At 70.3% G+C, this 19,772-nt stretch carries 17 protein-coding genes and 1 other RNA gene; 11 read left to right on the forward strand and 7 right to left on the reverse strand.

The window, feature by feature from the left end; all coding sequences use genetic code 11:
* Positions 1 to 31 precede the first annotated feature (31 nt).
* Both eda and yaaA read right to left on the reverse strand, forming a co-directional pair.
* Positions 32 to 688 (reverse strand): bifunctional 4-hydroxy-2-oxoglutarate aldolase/2-dehydro-3-deoxy-phosphogluconate aldolase, encoded by a 657-nt coding sequence (gene eda, locus ACIP4O_RS08860; RefSeq protein WP_401573074.1) that lies wholly within the window; start codon positions 686 to 688, stop codon positions 32 to 34.
* 79 nt (positions 689 to 767) lie between these two features.
* Positions 768 to 1,568, reverse strand: a complete 801-nt coding sequence (gene yaaA / locus ACIP4O_RS08865) for a peroxide stress protein YaaA (RefSeq protein ID WP_401573076.1) — start codon at positions 1,566 to 1,568, stop codon at positions 768 to 770.
* A 91-nt stretch (positions 1,569 to 1,659) separates the two neighbouring features.
* On the opposite strand from yaaA, the gene rnpB reads away from it, so the two are divergent.
* From rnpB to ACIP4O_RS08905, 8 genes are all read left to right on the forward strand, one after another.
* Positions 1,660 to 2,060, forward strand: an RNA gene (gene rnpB, locus ACIP4O_RS08870) — RNase P RNA component class A.
* A 292-nt stretch (positions 2,061 to 2,352) separates the two neighbouring features.
* The gene (locus tag ACIP4O_RS08875) at positions 2,353 to 3,807 is read left to right on the forward strand and encodes a PE-PGRS family protein (protein ID WP_401573078.1); all 1,455 of its coding nucleotides are present in this window, start codon (positions 2,353 to 2,355) and stop codon (positions 3,805 to 3,807) included.
* Between the two features lie 5 nt (positions 3,808 to 3,812).
* Positions 3,813 to 4,490 carry a hypothetical protein gene (locus ACIP4O_RS08880; protein ID WP_401573080.1) on the forward strand — a complete coding sequence of 226 codons (678 nt, stop codon included), beginning with the start codon at positions 3,813 to 3,815 and terminating at the stop codon, positions 4,488 to 4,490.
* Between the two features lie 284 nt (positions 4,491 to 4,774).
* Positions 4,775 to 6,226 (forward strand): PE-PGRS family protein, encoded by a 1,452-nt coding sequence (locus tag ACIP4O_RS08885; RefSeq protein ID WP_401573082.1) that lies wholly within the window; start codon positions 4,775 to 4,777, stop codon positions 6,224 to 6,226.
* Between the two features lie 5 nt (positions 6,227 to 6,231).
* The gene (locus ACIP4O_RS08890; protein WP_401573084.1) at positions 6,232 to 6,936 is read left to right on the forward strand and encodes a hypothetical protein; all 705 of its coding nucleotides are present in this window, start codon (positions 6,232 to 6,234) and stop codon (positions 6,934 to 6,936) included.
* Between the two features lie 60 nt (positions 6,937 to 6,996).
* Positions 6,997 to 7,701 (forward strand): hypothetical protein, encoded by a 705-nt coding sequence (locus ACIP4O_RS08895; protein ID WP_401573086.1) that lies wholly within the window; start codon positions 6,997 to 6,999, stop codon positions 7,699 to 7,701.
* 60 nt (positions 7,702 to 7,761) lie between these two features.
* The gene (locus tag ACIP4O_RS08900) at positions 7,762 to 8,439 is read left to right on the forward strand and encodes a hypothetical protein (protein ID WP_401573088.1); all 678 of its coding nucleotides are present in this window, start codon (positions 7,762 to 7,764) and stop codon (positions 8,437 to 8,439) included.
* Positions 8,440 to 8,509: 70 nt separating this feature from the next.
* Positions 8,510 to 9,187: a hypothetical protein gene (locus ACIP4O_RS08905; protein ID WP_401573090.1), complete on the forward strand. Its 678-nt coding sequence runs from the start codon at positions 8,510 to 8,512 to the stop codon at positions 9,185 to 9,187.
* Between the two features lie 72 nt (positions 9,188 to 9,259).
* On the opposite strand, the gene ACIP4O_RS08910 is transcribed toward ACIP4O_RS08905, so the two are convergent.
* Positions 9,260 to 10,084 (reverse strand): hypothetical protein, encoded by an 825-nt coding sequence (locus ACIP4O_RS08910; protein WP_401573092.1) that lies wholly within the window; start codon positions 10,082 to 10,084, stop codon positions 9,260 to 9,262.
* Between the two features lie 42 nt (positions 10,085 to 10,126).
* On the reverse strand, positions 10,127 to 10,387 hold the full coding sequence (locus ACIP4O_RS08915; RefSeq protein ID WP_401573094.1) for a hypothetical protein: 261 nt from the start codon (positions 10,385 to 10,387) through the stop codon (positions 10,127 to 10,129).
* A 189-nt stretch (positions 10,388 to 10,576) separates the two neighbouring features.
* Here ACIP4O_RS08915 and ACIP4O_RS08920 point away from each other — a divergent pair, with 189 nt between their 5' ends.
* Positions 10,577 to 10,846 carry a WXG100 family type VII secretion target gene (locus tag ACIP4O_RS08920; RefSeq protein WP_401573096.1) on the forward strand — a complete coding sequence of 90 codons (270 nt, stop codon included), beginning with the start codon at positions 10,577 to 10,579 and terminating at the stop codon, positions 10,844 to 10,846.
* Between the two features lie 90 nt (positions 10,847 to 10,936).
* Here the strand turns inward: ACIP4O_RS08920 and ACIP4O_RS08925 are convergent, their stop codons facing one another.
* The 3 genes from ACIP4O_RS08925 to ACIP4O_RS08935 form a co-directional block, all read right to left on the reverse strand.
* Entirely contained in the window at positions 10,937 to 15,388 is a 4,452-nt protein-coding gene (locus ACIP4O_RS08925) for an FtsK/SpoIIIE domain-containing protein (protein ID WP_401573098.1), read from the reverse strand.
* Between the two features lie 106 nt (positions 15,389 to 15,494).
* Positions 15,495 to 15,965, reverse strand: a complete 471-nt coding sequence (locus tag ACIP4O_RS08930) for a hypothetical protein (protein ID WP_401573100.1) — start codon at positions 15,963 to 15,965, stop codon at positions 15,495 to 15,497.
* 333 nt (positions 15,966 to 16,298) lie between these two features.
* A complete protein-coding gene (locus ACIP4O_RS08935) occupies positions 16,299 to 17,318 on the reverse strand; it encodes an Lrp/AsnC family transcriptional regulator (protein WP_401573102.1) in 1,020 nt (339 codons plus the stop codon).
* Between the two features lie 457 nt (positions 17,319 to 17,775).
* Between ACIP4O_RS08935 and ACIP4O_RS08940 the strand changes: the two genes are divergently transcribed.
* Positions 17,776 to 19,341 carry an MFS transporter gene (locus ACIP4O_RS08940; RefSeq protein ID WP_401573908.1) on the forward strand — a complete coding sequence of 522 codons (1,566 nt, stop codon included), beginning with the start codon at positions 17,776 to 17,778 and terminating at the stop codon, positions 19,339 to 19,341.
* A 103-nt stretch (positions 19,342 to 19,444) separates the two neighbouring features.
* Positions 19,445 to 19,699, forward strand: coding sequence for a hypothetical protein (locus ACIP4O_RS08945; protein WP_361329972.1), 255 nt, complete (start codon positions 19,445 to 19,447; stop codon positions 19,697 to 19,699).
* Positions 19,700 to 19,772: the final 73 nt, after the last annotated feature.

Genomic DNA, 19,772 nt, shown 5'->3' on the forward strand with positions numbered 1-19,772 from the left:
GTGCCCGGTGGGGGTGTGCCGTGCCGCCGGCTCAGCGCAGGGTCGCCGCCTCGCGGGCCAGTGCCTCGACCCGGCCCCAGTCCTTCGCCCGCACCGCGTCGGCGGGGAGCATCCAGGAGCCGCCCACGCAGCCGACGTTGGGCAGCGCGAGGTAGTCGGGGGCGTTCTCCGGGCTCACGCCCCCGGTCGGGCAGAAGCGGGCCTGCGGCAGCGGGCTCGCGAGCGACTTGAGGTACGGGGCGCCGCCCGCCGCCTGCGCGGGGAAGAACTTCATCTCGCTGACGCCCGCCTCCAGGAGCGCCACGACCTCCGACGTCGTCGAGACGCCGGGCAGGAAGGGCACCCCGGAGGACTTCATCGCGGCGAGCAGCGCGGGCGTCCACCCCGGGCTGACGAGGAACCGCGCCCCCGCCCGTACCGCCGCGTCCACGTGCCCCGCCGAGATGACCGTTCCCGCGCCCACGACCGCCTCGGGCACCGCGGCCGCTATCGCCGCCATCGCTTCGAGCGCGACGGGCGTCCGCAGCGTCACCTCGATCGCGGGCAGCCCGCCGGCCACGAGGGCGCGCGCGAGCGGAACGGCGTCGGCGAGGTCGTCGATCACGACGACGGGCAGCACGGGAGCGAGGTCGAGCACCGAGGCGGGGGCCTCGGGAGTGGCCTGAGCGGGGACCGGGGAGTCTGTCATGCGCTCATCGTGCCTCGTGTGCGGCACCCTGCGCAAAGCACGTTGCGCAGGGTGCAACGGCTGCTTCGTGGGTGTCCGCTCAGTGGATCTCCCGCACCACGACGTCGAGCGCCCACGGCTTCCCCTTGCCGCCGGGTCCCGCCGTCTCCACCGTGTGCCCCAGGTCCCGCAGCGCGGCGACGAGTTCGACGGGCGAGGCGGCCCGCACGTCGTGGGTGAGCAGGTCCCGTACGAGCCTCCCCTTCGTCGCCTTGTTGAAGTGGCTCACGACCGAGCGCTTCTCGACCCCGCCGACCGTGCGCGCGTGCAGCACCCGCACGGTCGCGGTGCGCTCGGCGAGCGCGCCCTTGGGCTTCCAGGCCGCGGCGTACGCGGCCGAGCGCAGGTCGAGCACGGGCCCCTCGCCCGCCGCCTCCGGCAGCACCTCGGCCAGGAACGGCCGCCAGTACGCGCCGAGGGCCCCGAGCCCGGGGAGCCGTACGCCCATCGCGCAGCGGTACGAGGGAATGCGGTCCGCCGTGCCGAGCGCGCCCCACAGACCCGAGAAGACGAGCAGCGAGCGCGCGGCCCGTTCGTGCGCGGCGGCGTCGAGCGTCGCGAGGCCGAGCGCGTCGTAGAGGACGCCGGTGTAGATCTCCCCGGCGGGCCGCGTCCCGGCCTCGTACAGCGCCGCGTTCTTCGCGACCTCGCCGCGCAGCCCCTCGCTGAGCCCGAGCACTTCGCGCGCCTTCTCCGCGTCGCCCGCGCACAGCGTGACGAGTTCGTCGAGCACCCGCTCCCGCGCGGCCCTGAGCCCCGGCAGCGAAAGCCCGCCGAGCGCCAGCGGCGCCCCCTCGCCCCCGGCGGCCTTCCCCTCGGACGGCGGCAGCAGTACCAGCACGGTGTCTCCTCAAGCTGTATGCGGTGAATGCCCCTGGCCAGGGTAATCGCGCCGCACCCCGCCCCGACCGGTACCATGTGCGCACGGCAGACGAGCCGGGCGGACGGCCGCGTGGGCCCCTTCGGGGACCCCCGAGGAACGTCCGGGCTCCACAGGGCAGGGTGATGGCCAACAGCCACCCGGGGTGACCCGCGGGACAGTGCCACAGAAAACAGACCGCCGGAGGCTTCGGCCCCCGGTAAGGGTGAAACGGTGGTGTAAGAGACCACCAGTGCCCGAGGCGACTCGGGCAGCTAGGTAAACCCCACCCGGAGCAAGGTCAAAAGGGAACGCCTCGGCGTTCCTGCGCGGACGATCGAGGGCTGCCCGCCCGAGTCCGCGGGTAGACCGCACGAGGCCGGTGGCAACACCGGCCCTAGATGGATGGCCGTCGCCTCGGCACGCCGCGAGGCCCCCGAGGAACAGAACCCGGCGTACAGCCCGACTCGTCTGCCGCTCACCCTTCCGAGCTGGTGAACTGCCGCTCTCCCACAGGCTGAAGAGGTGCCTGGGGACTCTCCGGGGGATTTTCCCGGGGGACTCTCGCGCGGCGGGCACGTCTTCGCGGGGACGGGACGCCGGATCGGGAAACCGTCGACGGCCCTCAAGTTCCCCCCACCGCAATGCGGTTGAAAGCGGGACCCGAGAGGCCCGCACCGCAACTCCCGGCCTTTATGCTGACGGAGGTCTGACAGCATCGGGGGGACGGGGACACTCGCGCCGGCCTCCGAACGGGGGGTATCGCGTGCGCAATGTCAATCCGACGGACCTGGAGCAGCTGGCCAAGCTCATCGACGGCAGGGGCGGTCTCTCGGACCGGCTCGAAGCGGCTTTCACGCGGGCGGCGGGGCTGGAGGTGCAGGCGAGCTTGGCGCCGCTGAAGCCTCTTCGGCGGTGGACGCAGGACACGGCCCCGGACCTGCGCAAGCGTGCGGCTTTCGCGCGCTTGGAGGACGGTGATCCCGAGGCGGGTCTGCGGTGGGCCGGCTTCTCGACCGCGGACCTGGAGAAGTTCAAGGGTGCCATCGACCCGGGGACCCTGCTGCTCGCCAATTCGGTGGCGGCCTCGGATTCCCCGGAGGCCAAGCCTTTCGAGCGTCAGTCCAACGAATCCCTCAATGACTGGATCGACCGGATAAAAGCCCATGCGCTCGGCAAGATACCCGGCCTCCAGCCGCACGAGGGGACCATTCAATATCTGCTCGGCGTGTACGGGGACTGGCAGTCCGTCACCAGTACCCTCGCCCAGACCACGTTGCAGGGCAGTGCGCTGACCAGCGTTCTCGTGGGGAACGCGGTGACCAAGAAGATCTTCACCACCCTCACCCCTCAGCGCGTCCGGTTCGGCGAGTTCCTCAAACGGTCGAGCGTCACCCGCATCGCCAACCTCGGCGAGAAGATCGTCAAAGCGGACATGCCCGCTCTTCGTTCGCTCGCCGCGCCCGGGAGCTGGTTTCCCGGAAAGCTCAGCCAGTGGGCCCAGAAGATGCCGGTCGAGTTCCTGAACCGGAAGATCGGCGCCAGAACGGGTCAGGTGTTCGACAGGGCTCGGCGCCTGCCGTTCATGCGGGCGCCGATCTGGCGGGGCATCACCGCGAACAAGCTGATCAACGGGATCGTCGGCAGTGACGCGCTGGCCAAGAGGTTCGGCGGCCTGACCCACTCGGGCCAGGCGGTCGCGCGGGCCGGTAACGCGAGCCTCTTCAAGGTCACCAGGAACATCTACAGCCGCGGCCGGGCGGTGGGCTGGTCGAGAGGGACCGCCCTCACCAAGGGCCTCGCCGGAGCGAGCAAGGTGTCCGGCGCGCTCCGCGGCGCGGGAATAGTCGGCGGTATCGCCTCCACGGGCTTCAGCGCGGCCAATGTGATCGCCCAGGGAAACCCGGTCGAGGCGTTCAAGAAGAAGGGCGCCGGTTACGTCGCCGACGTCGCCGAGGTCGGCTTCAACGCCTCCCTGACCGCCTCCATGATCGCCCCGAACCCCTTCACCATCGGCGCGACCGTGGTCTTCGGCGGTGTGTACGTGGGCGCGAAGATCGTCGAGCACTGGGACGACGTGAAGGCCGGGGCGGGCAAGGCGGTCGACTTCGCCAAGGACGTCGGCCACGGCGCCGTGGAAGGCGCGAAGAAAGTCGGCCATGCTGCCGTCGATGGCGCGAAAAAAGCCGGGCATGCACTCAATCCGAAAAACTGGTTCTGATATTCATGGCATTCCGCAAACGCAACGAACCCGATTCACCCCTCGCCACCGTCGATTGGCGCGATGTGGAGCGCTTTGTGCTGGGGACTCTGGAGCGGGCCAGATCGCCGAAACGCCCGCGCGACGTACGCGGTCCGATGGCCGTACGCGTACGGCAGGACGATCCGCTTGGTGCCGTTTTCGCGCCCTGTGCCTTTCGCGGTGCGCTCACTGGTCCTCTGCCTTCCGGTGTCTCGGAGAAGCGGTGGTTCGAGGACCGGGAGTGCCTCCGGGTCCTGTGTCATGTCGATGACGGTGTCGAGGACGGTGGCCTGCGCCGTCACGAGGTGAAGGACGGGAGTGGCGAGGTCATCGGGACGATTGAGCGTCACCCGCCCCAAGGGCGCCGAAAGCGTCCGAGTTGGCGTATCCAGCAGCCCGGCCATCCGGAGATTGTCGGCCGCAGCGACGGCGACTTGATCGCACGCGGCCTGGTCGGTGTGTTCGAGTTCGCCGACGAATTCATCAGCGGTGCCCTGGTAGGTGATGGAAGGGCAAGGAAACCCAAGAAGCCTCCGCTGATCGGCTGGAGGGACGAGAGCGGAAATTCCGTCATGATCTCGCAGGGCAAGGAGCACACCGTTCGTGTCGCCTGGCTCGACCGGCGCCTCGCCTTCGCCTTCGCTCTCCTCGGCGACGGCTGAGAGGGGGCACCGGGGGGCGGGAACCGGTGGTGGGAACGGAGCCGACTCGGCCGACCGCTTTCCCCGCCGGATGCCCCGCTCGTGCGGGACGGTGCGCGGGTGCGGGATGACGGACCGGCGTGGACCTGCGGGACCGATGTGAACCTCAAGTACGCCTGATTAACGGTCTGTTGGAAGTGCAGCCCGTAGTCCCGCGGCGCGACCCCGGCCTTTATGCTGACGGAGGTCTGACAGCATCGGGGGAGACCGGGACAGCCGCACCGGCCTCCGCATGGGGGTATCGCGTGCGCAATGTCAATCCGAGTGACCTGGAGCAGCTGGCCAAGCTCATCGACGGCAGGGGCGGTCTCTCGGACCGGCTCGAGGCGGCTTTCACGCGGGCGGCGGGGCTGGAGGTGCAGGCGACCTTGGCGCCGCTGAAGCCTCTTCGGCGGTGGACGCAGGACACGGCCCCGGACCTGCGCAACCGTGCGGCTTTCGCGCGCTTGGAGGACGGTGATCCCGAGGCGGGTCTGCGGTGGGCGGGCTTCTCGACCGCGGACCTGGAGAAGTTCACTGGTGTCATCGATCCGGAGACCCTGCTGCTGGTCAATTCGGTGGCGGCCTCGGATTCCCCGGAGGCCAAGCCTTTCGAGCGTCAGTCCAACGAATCCCTCGAAGACTGGATCGACCGGATAAAGGCCCACGCGATCGGCAAGATACCGGGGCTCCAGCCGCACGAGGGGACCATTCAGTATCTGGTCGGCGTGTACGGGGACTGGCAATCTGTTACCAGGACACTCGTGCACACCATTTTGCGAGGACATGAGCTGACCAGCGTTCTCGTGGGGAACGCGGTGACCAAGAAGGTCTTCGTCGCACTCACCCCTCGCCGCGTTCAGTTCGGCAACTTCCTTAAACGTTCGAGGTTCGGTGGCATAGCCAGCCTCGGTGAATTTATTGTCAAGAAAACCCCGAATATTCGTTCGCTTGCCGCGCCCGGGAGTTGGCTCCCCGGGAAGCTCAGCCAGTGGGCGCAGGTGATGCCGGTCGAGTTCCTGAACCGGCCTATCGCGGACGGAACCGGCTGGCTGTACGACAAGGCTCGGACTCTGCCCTTCATGCGCGCGGAGGGCTGGCGGCACATCACCGTGAACAAGCTGATCGACGCGGTCGTCGGCAGCGACGGGCTGGCCAGGAGGTTCGGCGGCCTGACTCACTCGGGCCAGGCGGTCGCGCGGGCCGGTAACACCAGCCTCTTCAAGGTCACCAAGAGCATCTACCAGCACAACCGCACAGCGGGCTGGTCGAAAGGGACTTCCCTCGCCAAGGGCCTCGCGGGAGCCGGTAAAGTTTCCGGCTTGCTCCGCGGTGCGGGAATAGTCGGCGGTGTCGCCTCCACTGGCTTCAGCGTGGCCAACGTCATCGCCCAGGGAAATCCGGGCGAGGCGTTCAAGAGGAAGGGCGCCGGTTATGTCGCCGACGTAGCCGAGGCCGGCTTCAATGCCTCCCTGACCCTCGCCACAGTCGCCCCGAACCCTTACACCATTGGTGCGACCGTGGTCTTCGGCGGTGTATACGTGGGCGCGAAGGTCGTCGAGCACTGGGACGACGTGAAGGCCGGGGCGGGCAAGGCGGTTGACTTCGCCAAGGATGTCGGCCACGGCGCCGTGGAAGGCGCGAAGAAAGTCGGCCATGCTGCCGTGGGCGGCGCGAAAAAAGCCGGGCACGCACTCAATCCGAAAAACTGGTTCTGATATTCATGGCATTCCGTAAACGCAATGAACCCGATTCGCCCCTCGCCACCGTCGATTGGCGCGAAGTAAGGAACTTCGTGCTGGGGACCCTGGAGATTGCCCGATCGTCTAAGCGTTCACGCGAAGTGCATGGGGTGATGGCCATACGCGTATGGAAGGATGACCCGCGCGGCTCCATTTACGCGCCTTGTGCCTTTCGCGGAGCGCATACCGGTCCGTTGCCTGCCGATATTCCGGAGAAGCGGCTGTTCGAGGACCGGGAATGCCTCCGGGGCCTGTGCCACGTCGATGACGGTGTCGAGAAAGGTGCGGTACGCCGTCACCAAGTCATGGACGGGCGTGGCGAAAGCATTGGGACGATCGAGCAACATCCGCCCAAAGAGCGCCACAAATATCCCAGTTGGCGTATCCAACAACCCGGTCGCCCGGAGATCGTCGGCAGCAGTGAGGGCAACCTGATCGAACGCGGTTTGGTCGGCCTGGTCGATTTCTCCTTGGACTTCATCAACGGTGCTCTGGTAGGTGACGGAAGGGCCAGGAAAGCCAAAAAGCCCCGGCTGATCGGCTGGAAGGACGAGGCCGGGAAGCTTGTCATGATTTCGCATGGCAATGAGCACACCATTGAGGCAGCGTGGCTCGACCGGCGCCTCGCCTTCGCCTTCGCTCTCCTCGGCGACGGAAATCAGGCTGTGAGGGCGGAGCCGACTTGATCAGTCGGCTGTCCCCCGGTCGCCTCACGCGCTCAATCCGAAAAATTGGTTCTGATACTCATGGCATTCTGGAAACGCAACGAACTCGATACCCCCATTGCTCCGGTTGATTGGCGTGATGTGGAGACTTTTGTGCTGGGGACTCTGGAGCGTGCCCTCGCGCCGAAGCGTCCGCGTGAGGTGCGCGGTCCGATGGCGATACGTGTGGAGCAGGACCATCCGCGCGGCACCGTTTATGCGCCTTGCGCTTTTCGCGGATCGCTCACCGGGCCCACGGCTTCCGGTACTTCGGGAAAGCGGTGGTTCGAGGATCTGGAGTGCCTCCGGGTTCTCTGTCATGTCGATGACGGTGTCGAGGACGGTGGCCTGCGTCGCTACGAAGTGAGGGACGGGAGTGGTGAGGTCATCGGGACGATTGAGTGCCACCCGCCCCAAGGGGGCCGAAAGCGTCCGAGTTGGCGTATCCAGCAGCCCGGCCATCCGGAGATTGTCGGCCGCAGCGACGGCGACCTGATCGAACGCGGTCTGGTCGGTGCATTCGAGTTCGCCAATGTTTTGTATGAAAGTGCCATGCTGGGTGACCAGCGGGTCGCGAAACCCAAAAAGCCCCGGGCGGTCAACTGGAAGGACGAGACCGGGAGGTCCGTCATGCTGTCGCAGGGCAAGAAACACACCGTTCGTGTCGCGTGGCTCGACCGGCGCCTCGCCTTCGCCTTCGCTCTCCTCGGCGACGGGGATCAGGCTGTGGGGGCGGAGCCGACTTGATCAGTCGGCTGTCCCCCGGTCGTCTCACGCGCTCAATCCGAAAAACTGGTTCTGATATTCATGGCATTCCGTAAACGCAATGAACCCGATGCACCCCTCGCCACCGTCGATTGGCGCGGCGTGGAGGACTTTGTGCTGGGGGCTTTGGAGCGGGCCAGATCGCCGAAGCGCCCGCGGGACGTACGCGGCCCGATGGCCGTACGTGTGCGGCAGGACGATCCGCTTGGTGCCGTTTTCGCGCCCTGTGCCTTTCGCGGTGCGCTCACTGGTCCTCTGCCTTCCGGTGTCTCGGAGAAGCGGTGGTTCGAGGACCGGGAGTGCCTTCGGGTTCTCTGTCATGTCGATGACGGTGTCGAGGACGGTGGCGTGCGCCGTCACGAGGTGAAGGACGGGAGTGGTGAGGTCATCGGGACGATTGAGCGTCACCCGCCTCAAGGGCGCCGAAAGCGTCCGAGTTGGCGTATCCAGCAGCCCGGCCATCCGGAGATTATCGGCCGCAGCGACGGCGACTTGATCGCACGCGGCCTGGTCGGTGTGTTCGAGTTCGCCGAGGATTTCATCAGCGGTGCCCTGGTAGGTGATGGAAGGGCCAGGAAACCCAAGAAGCCACCGCTGATCGGCTGGAGGGACGAGAGCGGAAACTCCGTCATGATTTCGCGGGGCAAGGAGCACACCGTTCGTGTCGCCTGGCTCGACCGGCGCCTCGCCTTCGCCTTCGCTCTCCTCGGCCATGGCTGAGGGCGGGGTCGGATTGCGGCGCGATAAAGGTGGTCACGCACTCGATCTGGAGAACTGGTAGCTGATACCCATGGCGTTGTGGAAACGCAAAGAACCCGAAGCGCCCTGCGCTCCGGTCGACTGGCGTGGGGTGGAGGGCTTTGTGCTCGGGACCCTGGAGCTTGCCCCCACCAAGAAGCATCCGTACGGAGTACGTGGCCCGATGGCCATACGCGTACCGCAGGAAGGTCCGCGCGGTGCCGTTTACGCGCCCTGCGCCTTCCGTGGAGCGCTCGCCGGTCCCCAGCCTTCCGGCATCTCGGAGAAGTGCCTGTTCGAGGACCCGGAATGCCTCCGGGTTCTCTGTCGCATTGATGACGGTGTTCAGGACGGCGCTCTGCGTCGCCACGAAGTCAAGGACGGGCGTGGCGAGATCATCGGGACGATCGAACGCCACCCAGCCAAAGGTCGCAAGAAGCACCCCAGTTGGCGTATCCGGCAACCCGGCCATTCGGAGGTTGTCGGCCGCAGCGACGGCGACCTGATCGAACGTGGCGTGGTCGGGCTGATCGAGTACGGCGTCAGCTTTTACGAAAGTGGGACGCTCGGCGATCAAAGGGTCGCGAAACCCAGAAAGCCCCGGATGATCCACTGGAACGACGAGGCCGGAACGCGTGTCATGTCTTCGCAGGGCAACGAGCACACGGTCAAGGCCGCCTGGCTCGACCGGCGCCTCGCCTTCGCCTTCGCTCTCCTCGGCGACCGCTGAGGGCGGCGACCGGGCGCGGGGACGGTGCCGGCCCGGCGACCCGCTGTCCCCGCGCCCGGCCCCCGCGCCCGCTCAGTCCCGTACGTAGAAGTCCGCCTTGTCCGGCAGCAGTTCGGTGATCTTCTCCCAGATCGCGCGGGAAGGCGTGCGGACGAGGACCAGTTCGCTGTCCGGTCCCACCTGGCCGTCCAGGACCGGCTCGGCCGGCTTCTCCCTGACCCAGGAACCGTGTGGACCGCAGTCCCAGGCCGCCAGGGCGCGGACCATCGCGGCCTGTTCGCCCTCGTGCTCGCCGTTCCACGCTGTCGTGATGCGCCACATCGAGTTCATCGCCAGGATGAGGGCGACCAGCTCCGTCAACTGCGGCTCGGCCAGCCCGGCTCCGGTGAGCGCGGACCGGACCGCCGCCTCCGAGGCCTCGTCGCCGCCCGCGCTCCCCTCCAGCGCCTGGAACCCGGCGTCGAGCACCCCGAGGGTGGTCTCGATCCGCTCGACCTTCGATTCCGGCTCGTCGATGCTGTGCAGGTTCACGAGGCGGGACAGCTCCCACACCAGGACGTTGGTCTCGACCGGGACGTACTCGGACTCCTCCTGCCCGGGCCAGCCGTCGTGCACGTACGCCACGTCCTGGCCGACGATGACGCCGTGGTGCAGCGTCCCGTGCTCGCCCGTCACCTCGACCTGGACCATCAGGACCGGATCGGCGAGCGCCCCGAGCAACGGCGCGAGCAGGGGCGCGAGTTCGCCCTCCTGGCCGACCAGGCCGACCTGCTGCATCTCGACCAGCGAAGGCCACAGCTCCTCGGACGGGGTCTCACCTTCCAGCAGCGTCGCGAGGACGGCGATGTGCCGGTCCGCCAGCCGCAGCCGCATTCTGGAGCTGTCGTACGAAGGCATGTGTCTCCATCTTTCCCGTGACCCGGCCGAGGCCGATTCGCTTCACTTTCCGGTTTTCTTGGCGTCCGCCGCGCCTTTGTCGCAACGGCGTGCCTCCGCGCGCAAGGACTCCGCGACGCTTTCACACTTCGTCTTCCAGGTGCGCAACTCGCCCCGCACCTTGTCGGCGTTCGGCCCGGCCCATTTCCTCATCGTGTCCGTACTCTGCGTTTTCGGCCTGTTGACCAGCGCGTCGATCTCGTCGGCGAGCCCGCGGAGCTGACTCGCCCGTTTGGTGAGGTTCGCGATTTCCGGATCAGGCATGGCATCCATCCCCCGACATGAGGTGCTCTTGGTCGATTTGCGCGCATGTGCACAACGTCGTTTCCCGGGCGGCGAGGTATCAACTCCCTTGAGAAGCACGGTCGCTCGCGCGATCGGGGACGCATACGGTAGCGTCCGCGGAGCTGACGGGACAATCCGTTCGCCTCTTGCGACAGGGGGAGTACGCCTATGAGCGACATGGATCGCGGCGCAAGCCTGGAGAAGCTCAAGAAGCTCTCCGACGACTTCGAGAAGAAGGCCGGAGAGCTCGCCGCTCTGGTCAAGTTCCTGAACACCGCGACCACCAGTAGCGAAGGTTATTGGAAGGGCCCGAAGGCGAATGCCTTCCGGGACGAGTGGTCGAATGTCAAGCCCACCTTCGACAAGTTCGTCGAGACCCTGCACCAGGCCAGCAAGTCGGCGCAGACGAGCCACGACAACATCGAGCGCGCGACCTGACACCCGGGCCCCGCGCGCGGTGCGCCCGGGCCCCCTCGGAGGCGGAAGGCGGCCGGTGCGGCAGCCCTCCGCCTCCCGTGCGTCGCGGGATCACCCGGGCAGCACCCCCTGGATGGGCAGCAGGCTCCCGCCCCGGACGAGCAGCCCGCCACCGGCCGCGCCCGCGCCGGTGTTGGCCGGCAGCCGTACGTTGAAGATCTCCCCGTCCGAGCTGCTCTGCGGCATGAGCAGCACACCATTGCGCGTCTTGCGGGCCTCGGTGACGAACCCCCGGTACTGCGAGGACAGGGAGTCGGTGGCGCCCGCCGCGATCAGGCCGCAGTCGCCGTCCATCCCGCGGCGCAGCACCTCCTCCAGCGGCTCGTCCAGCGGCTCGTCGTACAGGAGTTCCGCGTCGTCCACCACGACGACGTACGGACGTCCCGCCGCCTTGTCGAGCAGGGCCTGGAGCGCGTCCGCGTCGGCGTCGGCGCCCAGCACCCCGAGGACGTTCTCCTCCCCCTCCAGGTCGCGCAGCGGCGAGCGGCGCGGGGTGACGAGGACGACAGGGGTGCCCTGGCCGGCCAGCGCGCGCGCCGCGCCGAGCAGCATGAGGGAGCGCCCCGACTTCGGGGGCCCCGCGATCACGAAGCCCGGGCCCGAGGTGAGCAGGTCCACGCCGACCGGCTGCAACTCGTCGCCCCCCACACCGAGCAGTGCCCACAGCGGTGACGGCGGCGCGAATTCCGGGTCCAGCGCCGCCGCCTGCGCCGCGGTGATACGGGCGGGCAGCGCGTCCACCCGCATCGGCCGCAGCGGCTGGGGGAGCCGGGGGCGGCCGCGCGCGGCGGTTTCGGCGATCTGTCGCAGCGCCTCGACCTGTGCACGGCCCGAGGGGTCCGCGGCGAGGAGCCCCAGTTGCGTCTCCTCCAGGCCGCTCTCCGCCATGCGCAGCGCACGCCCCGGCGGCATGTCCTTGGGGACGTCGCGAACCTGGAAACCGGCCGTCGAGTAGTCGCTCGGGTCAGCCAGTCGCATGACGAGCCGGTCACCGAAGACGGAGGACACCTGCCCGGTCAGGCCACTGCGGTCCGCGGTCATCACCACGCGCAGCCCCGCGGAGGCCCCTTCGCGGAACAGCCGCTGCATGGACTCGATCAGCTGGCCGTAGTTGTAGTTCTCGAAGGACGAGACGAAGCCCTCCCAGCCGTCGAGGAGGACGACCATCCACGGCAGCCGGTCCTGCGGTGCGGCGCTCGCCCGCTGCTCGTCCGCGCTCGACGCGCCCAGCTCCGCGAGGAGCTGCTGACGGCGGCTGACCTCCTGGAGCAGGCGGTCGATGAGCCGGCGCACCCGGTCGGGCTGGTCCCGCGTCACGACCGCGCCCACGTGCGGGAGGCTCACGAGGGGCAGCAGCGCGTTGGAACCGCAGTCGATCGCGTAGACGTGCACGTCGGCCGGTGAGGTGAGGCGGGCCAGCGAACCGGCGAGCGTCCGCAGGGCCGTGGACCGGCCCGACCGGGGCCCGCCCACCAGCATGGTGTGCTCGCCGTGCGCGAGGTCCAGGACGAAGGCCGCCCTGCTCTGCGACGAGGGCAGGTCGGTGAGCCCGTACGGGACCGGCGGAACGGCGTCCCCCTCGGCCGTAGGGTCGGGGCGGGGCAACTCGTCCAGGGTCACCTGCTCGGGCAGCGGCGGCAGCCACGGGCTGTGCGGCTCGCCGAAGCCCATGCGCTCCGCCCCGGACCGTACGGCGTCCACGAGCACCGCGAGGTCGGTGACCATGGTGCCGTCGTCCCCGGCCTCGGCGGCGCGCGGCAGCGGCCGGCCGTAGGCCGTGGGCGAGAGCTCGGTGAGCGTGGCCCGCGGGCCGGACTGCCCGGTACGGGGCCGGCGGCCGCCGATGCGCGCGGACTGCACGCCCACGAGCGACTGCGCGCCCGAGCGGATGTAGGCGCGACCCGGCGTCGACTTGGAGATCGCCCCGGCGTCCGGAGCGTCGATCACGTCCGAGGACTCGGAGCCGTCCGTGACCCGCAGCGCGATCCGCAGGTTGGTGTTCGCCCGGATGTCGGCGCTCACGACACCCGCGGGACGCTGGGTGGCCAGGATCAGGTGGACCCCGAGGGACCGGCCGCGGCGGGCGATGTCCACGAGTCCCGCGATGAAGTCCGGCAACTCGGCGACGAGGGAGGCGAATTCGTCGATGACCAGCACGAGCCGGGGCATCGGCTCCAGCTCGGGCCGCAGCGTGCGCGTGTCGTTGTAGTCCTCGATGTCCTTGGCGCCCGACGCGAAGAGGATCTCCTCGCGGCGTCTGAGCTCGGCGGCGAGCGAGGCGAGCGCCCGCTCGGTGAGGTGCGCGTCGAGGTCGCTGACCATGCCCACCGTGTGCGGGAGCCTGGCGCAGTCCTGGAAGGCGCTGCCGCCCTTGTAGTCGATGAGGACGTAGTTCAGGGCGTCGGGCCGGTTGGCCACGGCGAGCGAGGCGATGATCGTCTGGAGCAGCTCGGACTTGCCCGCGCCTGTCGTCCCGGCGACCAGCGCGTGCGGGCCGTCGCCCCGGATGTCCAGGAAGAAGGGGCCGTCGGCGGCCAGGCCGATGGGCGCCACCGTGGTCGCGCCGCCCGCGCGCCAGATCCGCTCGACGCGGGCGCCGTCGGGGTCGGGCATGTCGAGCAGCGACAGCAGCCGCGCGGACGTGGGGAGCGCGCTGTCGGCGTCGTCCCGGCTCACGTCGCGTACGGGCGCGAGCGACCGCGCCACCAGTTCGCACCACTCGGAGCCCACCTGGTCCGCCACCACCTCGCCCAGGGACTCCAGGCCCGCCCCGCGCACGCGGACCCGGGTCGCCGACTCGCCCGTCCAGCGCACCGCGGCGCGGCACTCCTCGGGAAGCAGCCGCTCGTCGTCGTCGAGGCACAGCGTGAGGATGCCGAAGGACGGCCCCTCCTGGAGCAGTTGGGGAACGCCCGGCACCCGGCGCAGCAGCCGCGCGCCGTCCAGCACCAGCAGGACGAAGGGGTCGGGGCGCAGTGCGCTGAGCGCGTTGTGCTGCTGCCCGGCCGCCTTGCGCCGCGCCAGTTCGCCCAGGAGCTCGTTGACGCGCCTGGCGACGCTCTCCGAATCCGTGCCCAGCAGCGCGAGACACTCCTCGCCCCGCTGGGGCGCGAGGTGCGGCAGCCAGTGCGTCCAGCTCCAGTCCCGTACCCCGGCGGCCCGAGAGCTGAGGAGGACCACCGAGAGATCGCGCGGGCTGTGCAGCACCGCCGCCTGCGCGGTGAGCCAGCGCGCGGTGCCCAGCACCCGTTCCCGGTCACCGGCCACACCCACGACGCCCAGCTCGGCGTAGGACAGGACGGCCGGGACGTCGTCGAGGAGCGGCTGCTCCGGCGGCTCCTCGCCGTACTGGCTCCGCGGCCCGGTGACCAGCTCGGCTTCGGAGGGCAGGCGCGCGACACCGACCCGCAGACGCATGACGTCGGGATCGGTGAGCCTGCGCTCCCACAACCGGCGCCGGGGGCCGGTGGCGAAGAGCAGGGCCTGCGCCGGGTCGGGGTGCGCCTCCCGCCTGTCCTTCTGCTCCCGCGCACCGACGACCCGCAACTTCGCCTCGTACTCCAGGACTTCCCTCTTGTACTCCTTCATCGACTTGCGGTGCTTCTTACGGCCGTAGCGCAGGTCACTCACCCACTGGCCGGCCATCATCACCGGGCTCATGAGACAGAAGAGCAGCATGTATATCTGCCCGGTCAGGAAGTACATGCCGACGCCGAAAGCGAGCGGGACCAGGGAGGAGAGGATCTGGAAGCGCGAGCCCTCGCCCCTCACCGGCGCTGTCGGCACGGAGAGCCGGGGCACCGTACGGGTGGGGGAGAGGCGGGGCGGCCGGTTGTAGGCGCGCCCGCCCTCGCCGGTCGCGGAGAGGTGCGCGTCGGGGGCGACCGGCTCGGCCAGGACGAGCAGGGAGTCGCCCACCCGTATCGCCTCGCCCAGCGGCCACTCACGCTCCTCGGTGACCGGGTCGCTCCCGAGCACCGCCTCGACGCCGGGGGACACCGAGACCCTGGCGGTGCCGTCGATGTGCACGGCCACCCGCACGGCCTGCCCCGCGAGGGCCGGGTCCCGCACCGTGAGCGTGCAGGCCGGGTCGGCGCCCACGGTCGAGGTGCCCGCGCCCAGCCGCACCACCCGCCCCGCGTCGGGACCGCCCACCACCCGCAGTTCGTAGCGACCGGCCGGCTCGCCCGCGCGCAGGAACGGCCCGACGCCGTCGTCCGTCGAGACGCGCGTGCCGTCGAACAAGTACCGTGCCGCGGGCTCGTGCGGGGGGCACCGTCGGCCGTCCGCCCACAGGGTCGGGGCGGCGGGGGCCGCACCGGGCAGGGCGACCACCACCGGGGACGGCGCGCCGCGCTCGGCGGCGGCGCCGACGGCGGCCGGGTGGCCGAACCGTTCGTGGAGCGCCTCGGCGACATCCTCGGCAGTGGCGGACTCGTCCGCCGTCACCACCAGGTCCCGCGGGTCCGCCCCCTCGTACACCGCCGTCACCAGGACACGCATGGCCGGCTCCCTTCCCCCGTCGCGGCCGGTACGCCCCTTCGTGCCCGGCGGCCCGACGAGGGTACCGGCCCGGACTCCTCGCGTCCCCTGCCCATCGCCCGCACCGTCATCCCACGCGTCCCGCGCCGGTGACCCGCGCGAGCGCGTCCAGGAACGCCCGGCGGTCCCGGGTCGCGATGTGCAGCAGCGCTCCGTCCCGCTGCGCGAGGACCACGCTGTCCATCCCCAACGGGACCGCCCAACCGCCGCCCACCACACGCGCCTTCTGCCCGGGAGGTACGGGCACCGGCCGGGTGGAGTGCAGCGCGGCGCTCACCGAGGCGGGGTCCAGCGCGGCCACGGGGATGCGCGCCCGCCCCACCCGGAGGACGTCGGGAGTCAGGACGATGCGGTTGTAGAAGTACTTGGAGAGCGGGACGCTCACGAAGGCGAGCAGCAGGAGGAAGAAGAGCCCGGCCATGCCGACCACGATCCCGGTGTCCTCGCCACCCGCGTCCACGGCCATCCAGACCACCCCCACGACGTAGACGGTCGTGCAGAGCGTCAGCCAGATCTTCGGAACCTTTTCCTCGTACATGGCGAGAGCATTTCCCGAACTGCCCTGCGCTGACAAGGCGGTTGACCCCAGACCGAGACGAACGGGACGGAAGGCGCACGACGGCCCGCCAGTCCGGGCCTTCCCTGAAGGCCGGCTTCGTGCGCTTGAAGTCGGTGATGCGGAGGGTGTTCGACGACGGTCGCGTACGTGGCCCGCGTGTGGGCGACGAACAGGCGCGAGCCGTCGCGCGTGATGTTGAGGCTGTAGGGGGGCGCGGATCGAGCTCGCCGCTGTACCCGCCGCCCCGGACGCGGACGAAGGCCCACCGGCCGTCCGCCGAGGAGCACTTCGGTGTTCGCCGGTTGCGGGCGGTCAAGGTGTCGGCGGGCGGGGGCCCCCGCCTCTCGGTGCCTGGGCCACCAAGCGTCCCCGGTGTACGAGGGACGCCGCCTGCTTCAGGGTGCGGAGGCGGACGCTCGTGGTGTAGTCCGTGATGCCGGGGACCGTGGCGAGGGAGTGGGTCAGGAAGTCGTAGAAGTCGGCCGCGTCGGTGCCCATCGCGATGGCCATGAGGTTCTGTTCGCCGCTGGTCGCGGCGGCGAAGACGACGCGGGGGAGTGCGGCCACCCCCGTGCCGCTCGCGTGCAGGTGCGCGGGCGTCGTCCGCAGCCACACGGCCGCGCCGTACGGGTAGCCGAGGCGCTCGGGGATGAGGTCCACGTCGTAGAAGAGCGTGCCGGTCCGCTCCAGCGTCTCGATGCGACGGGCGACGCGGCCGGGCGTCCAGCCGGTGCGCTCGGCGAGCGTGGCCTGGCTGGCCCGGCCGTCCTCGGCGAGCACCGCGAGCAGCGGCGCGTCCTCGGGGCGCGGTTCGACGGGCGGGCCCTGCGGCACCGGGCGCGGGTAGCGCTCCTGGAGCCGGGCCACCGCGTCCTCGGGGAGCGAGGGCCCGAGGCTGGCCCAGTCCGCGCCCGGCGGCGAGTAGGTGTGCAGGATCATGCGCGTGTCGACCTTCTGGACGCCGGGGAACCTGGCGAGCCGGCGCAGGACGTCGGGCACCCGTCCGTCGTGCGGGGTCTCCAGGGAGCAGACGATCTCGGAGCCGCCGGAGGTGATGTTGGCGAAGGAGACCTCCGGGAGCCGGGTCACCGCCTCGGCGAGGGCGTCGAGCCGGTCGGGCCGCAGCGAGATCCGTACGACGCTGGACGCGAGACCGTGCACCGCCGGGTTCACGAGGCCCACGACCCGTACCGTGCCCGCCCTGCTCATCGCCCGGAAGCGCCGCGCCACGGTCTGCTCCGAGGCCCCCACCACCTCGCCGACCAGCCGGAACGGCGCCCGCGGCGCCACGTGCAGGGCGTGGAGGATGTGATTGTCGAGGGTGTCGGCCATGGAGAAAGCATCGCACCGACTGGAGAACTCTGGAGGTTCCCGATGCTTTCCCCGGCCTGGCTTGGGGGAATCCGCAGTTCCAGCGGAGACTTCCGGAGGATTCACGGATGGACCCACGGCGCGCTCCCGGGGCCACGCGGGGGCCACCCCGGCCAGAGCCACCCCGGCCCCGGCCCCGGCCGCCCGGCCCAGGCCCGGAGCGCCGTCCGGCCCCGAGTGCGTACGCACCCCGTACGCGACGGGCACCCCACCCCGTCCCGTCGGCCGGCGAAGGCGCCGCCCGGCCCGCTCGTACGCCCGGACGGCCGGCCGCCATCGGCCGCCGTCCCGGTCCGTACGGCCGGACCTGCCGTACCCGTCCACGACTCCGCCCGTCCCACGCGCCGGAATCCCCCGGCGCACCGAAGGAGTTCACGTGTCCCAGTCACCGCCCGCGGCAGCCGCGCCCCATCGCGGGGTGACCGTGCTCATGGCCTGCCTCGGGGTCTTCGTCGCCTATCTTCCCGTGACGAGCGTCTCGGTGAGCCTGACCTCGATCCAGTCGGCGCTCTCCACGACGACCTCGCAACTCTCGTGGGTCTCGGACGCCTTCGTGCTGCCGATGGCCGCCTTCATCCTCACCGCGGGGGTCGTCGGCGATGTCCACGGCCGCAAGAAGGTCTACCTCGCGGGGCTGCTGTTCTCCGCGGTGGGGGCGGCGGTCTCGCTCACCGCGGACTCGGTCGGCCAGCTCTGGACCGGGCAGGCCATCTCCGGCCTCGGCGCCGCGGCCCTGCTGCCCACGACGCTCGCGCTCATCAGCCACGCTGTGCCCGACCACCGCGAGCGCGGCAAGTTCATCGGCTTCTGGGCGATGTGCCTCATGGGCGCGCTCGCGATCGGCGGCATCATCTCCGGCGTGATCCTCGCGCACACCTCCTGGCGCTGGATCTTTCTCGTGACGATCCCCATCGCGCTCATCGCCTTCGCGGTCTCGGCGAAGCTCCTGCCCGAATCGCGCGCCCCGCGCGCCAGCCGCCTGGACTGGCCGGGCCAGATCACCGCGATGCTCGCCATCACCGGTCTCGTCTACGGCGTCATCCAGGGCGGCGCGGGCTCCTTCACGGACGCCGAGGTCCTCGTCGCCCTCGCGGTCGCGGTCGTCAGCGGCGTCGTCTTCGTCGCCGTCGAGCGCCGCGTCGAGCACCCCATGCTCGACCTCAAGCTCTTCCGCAGCCCGGGCTTCACCGCCACGACGCTCGTCGCGATGGTCATGTTCCTCGGCATGATCGGCTTCTTCTTCGTGCTGAGCCTCTACTTCGGCCTTGTCCAGCACCTCGACACGCTCGCCATCGCGTGGCGGATGCTCCTCGTCACCGGCGCCGCGCTCGTCGTCAGCGGCGTCGCGGGCCGCTTCATGCACAAGTTCGCACCGCGCTACATGATCACGCTGGGTCTGCTCCTCGTGACCGCCGCGCTGCTCACGCTGCTCAGCGCCGAGGCGGACAGCTCCTTCGGCGCACTGTCCTGGCGGCTCGTCCTGCTCGGCCTCGGCATGGGTCTCGTCACGACGCCGATGACCGCGACCGCCGTCAGTTCGGTGCCGCACCCGCTCGCCGGGATGGCCGCGGCAGGCAACAACGCCTTCCGGCAGATCGGCGGCGCCCTCGGCCCGGCCGTGCTCGGCGCCCTGCTCACCAGCCGCAGCGCCTCCGCGCTGCCGGACAAGCTCGCGGCCAACGGAGTGCACGGCTCCCTCACGGAGAAGCTCTCGCACGCCGTCGACGAGGGCGGCCTCGGCGCGGTCGGCTCGGTGCCGCTCGGCGCCCGCGCCGGACAGGTCTACGGGGCGGTCGGCGAGGCGTTCCTCGAAGGGCTGCGGCTGTGCCTGACGGTCTCCGCGGCGCTCACCTTCATCGCCGCCGTGCTCGCCTTCGTCCTCCTGCGCCCGCGCGCGAACCGCGAGGGCACGGTGGTGCGCGAGTCGGCCGCCGGGGCCCCCGCGGGCCGCGAGGCGGCCGCCGGGGAGGGCGCGCACGCCTGACGACGACGGACGAAGGCCGCCCGGCCGCGAGGGGAACACCTTCGCGACCGGGCGGCCTCGTGCGCAGGGGAACCCGCGCTCGCCCCGTACTCTCTCCCAGGACATGAGTGCCCACGACACGAGTGACTTCGCCGACGAAGCCCGCAGCCGGGCCGCCCGCCTGTTGCGGATGGCCGCTCCCGAGGACGACAGGGACGGGCTCATCGCCTACGCCACCGACACCCCGGACCCGCCCCTCATGGGCCCCGACGGCATCCGCACCACGGGCTGCCCGCGCTGCCGCCGCACGATGTGGCTCCAGCGGGACGTGTGGGTGTGCGCGGGGTGCGGAGAGGTGCGGGAACGCCAAGAGGACTGAAGGGTACGGGGCTCCGCCCTCCGCACCGACCGCACGATCCCGGACGGGCGCACGACCCCGGTCGACCGCAGGA

The sequence above is a fragment of the Streptomyces sp. NPDC088923 genome, assembly GCF_044749745.1.
Classification (GTDB): Bacteria; Actinomycetota; Actinomycetes; order Streptomycetales; family Streptomycetaceae; genus Streptomyces.

What these genes read in the sequence shown, in the direction of transcription:
- eda (WP_401573074.1), bottom strand. Translation starts at nt 688, where the DNA reads ATGACAGACTCCCCGGTCCCCGCTCAGGCCACTCCCGAGGCCCCCGCC.
- ACIP4O_RS08880 (WP_401573080.1), top strand. Translation starts at nt 3,813, where the DNA reads ATGGCATTCCGCAAACGCAACGAACCCGATTCACCCCTCGCCACCGTC.
- ACIP4O_RS08890 (WP_401573084.1), top strand. Translation starts at nt 6,232, where the DNA reads ATGGCATTCCGTAAACGCAATGAACCCGATTCGCCCCTCGCCACCGTC.
- ACIP4O_RS08895 (WP_401573086.1), top strand. Translation starts at nt 6,997, where the DNA reads ATGGCATTCTGGAAACGCAACGAACTCGATACCCCCATTGCTCCGGTT.
- ACIP4O_RS08900 (WP_401573088.1), top strand. Translation starts at nt 7,762, where the DNA reads ATGGCATTCCGTAAACGCAATGAACCCGATGCACCCCTCGCCACCGTC.
- ACIP4O_RS08905 (WP_401573090.1), top strand. Translation starts at nt 8,510, where the DNA reads ATGGCGTTGTGGAAACGCAAAGAACCCGAAGCGCCCTGCGCTCCGGTC.
- ACIP4O_RS08910 (WP_401573092.1), bottom strand. Translation starts at nt 10,084, where the DNA reads ATGCCTTCGTACGACAGCTCCAGAATGCGGCTGCGGCTGGCGGACCGG.
- ACIP4O_RS08915 (WP_401573094.1), bottom strand. Translation starts at nt 10,387, where the DNA reads ATGCCTGATCCGGAAATCGCGAACCTCACCAAACGGGCGAGTCAGCTC.
- ACIP4O_RS08920 (WP_401573096.1), top strand. Translation starts at nt 10,577, where the DNA reads ATGAGCGACATGGATCGCGGCGCAAGCCTGGAGAAGCTCAAGAAGCTC.
- ACIP4O_RS08925 (WP_401573098.1), bottom strand. Translation starts at nt 15,388, where the DNA reads ATGCGTGTCCTGGTGACGGCGGTGTACGAGGGGGCGGACCCGCGGGAC.
- ACIP4O_RS08930 (WP_401573100.1), bottom strand. Translation starts at nt 15,965, where the DNA reads ATGTACGAGGAAAAGGTTCCGAAGATCTGGCTGACGCTCTGCACGACC.
- ACIP4O_RS08935 (WP_401573102.1), bottom strand. Translation starts at nt 17,318, where the DNA reads ATGGCCGACACCCTCGACAATCACATCCTCCACGCCCTGCACGTGGCG.
- ACIP4O_RS08945 (WP_361329972.1), top strand. Translation starts at nt 19,445, where the DNA reads ATGAGTGCCCACGACACGAGTGACTTCGCCGACGAAGCCCGCAGCCGG.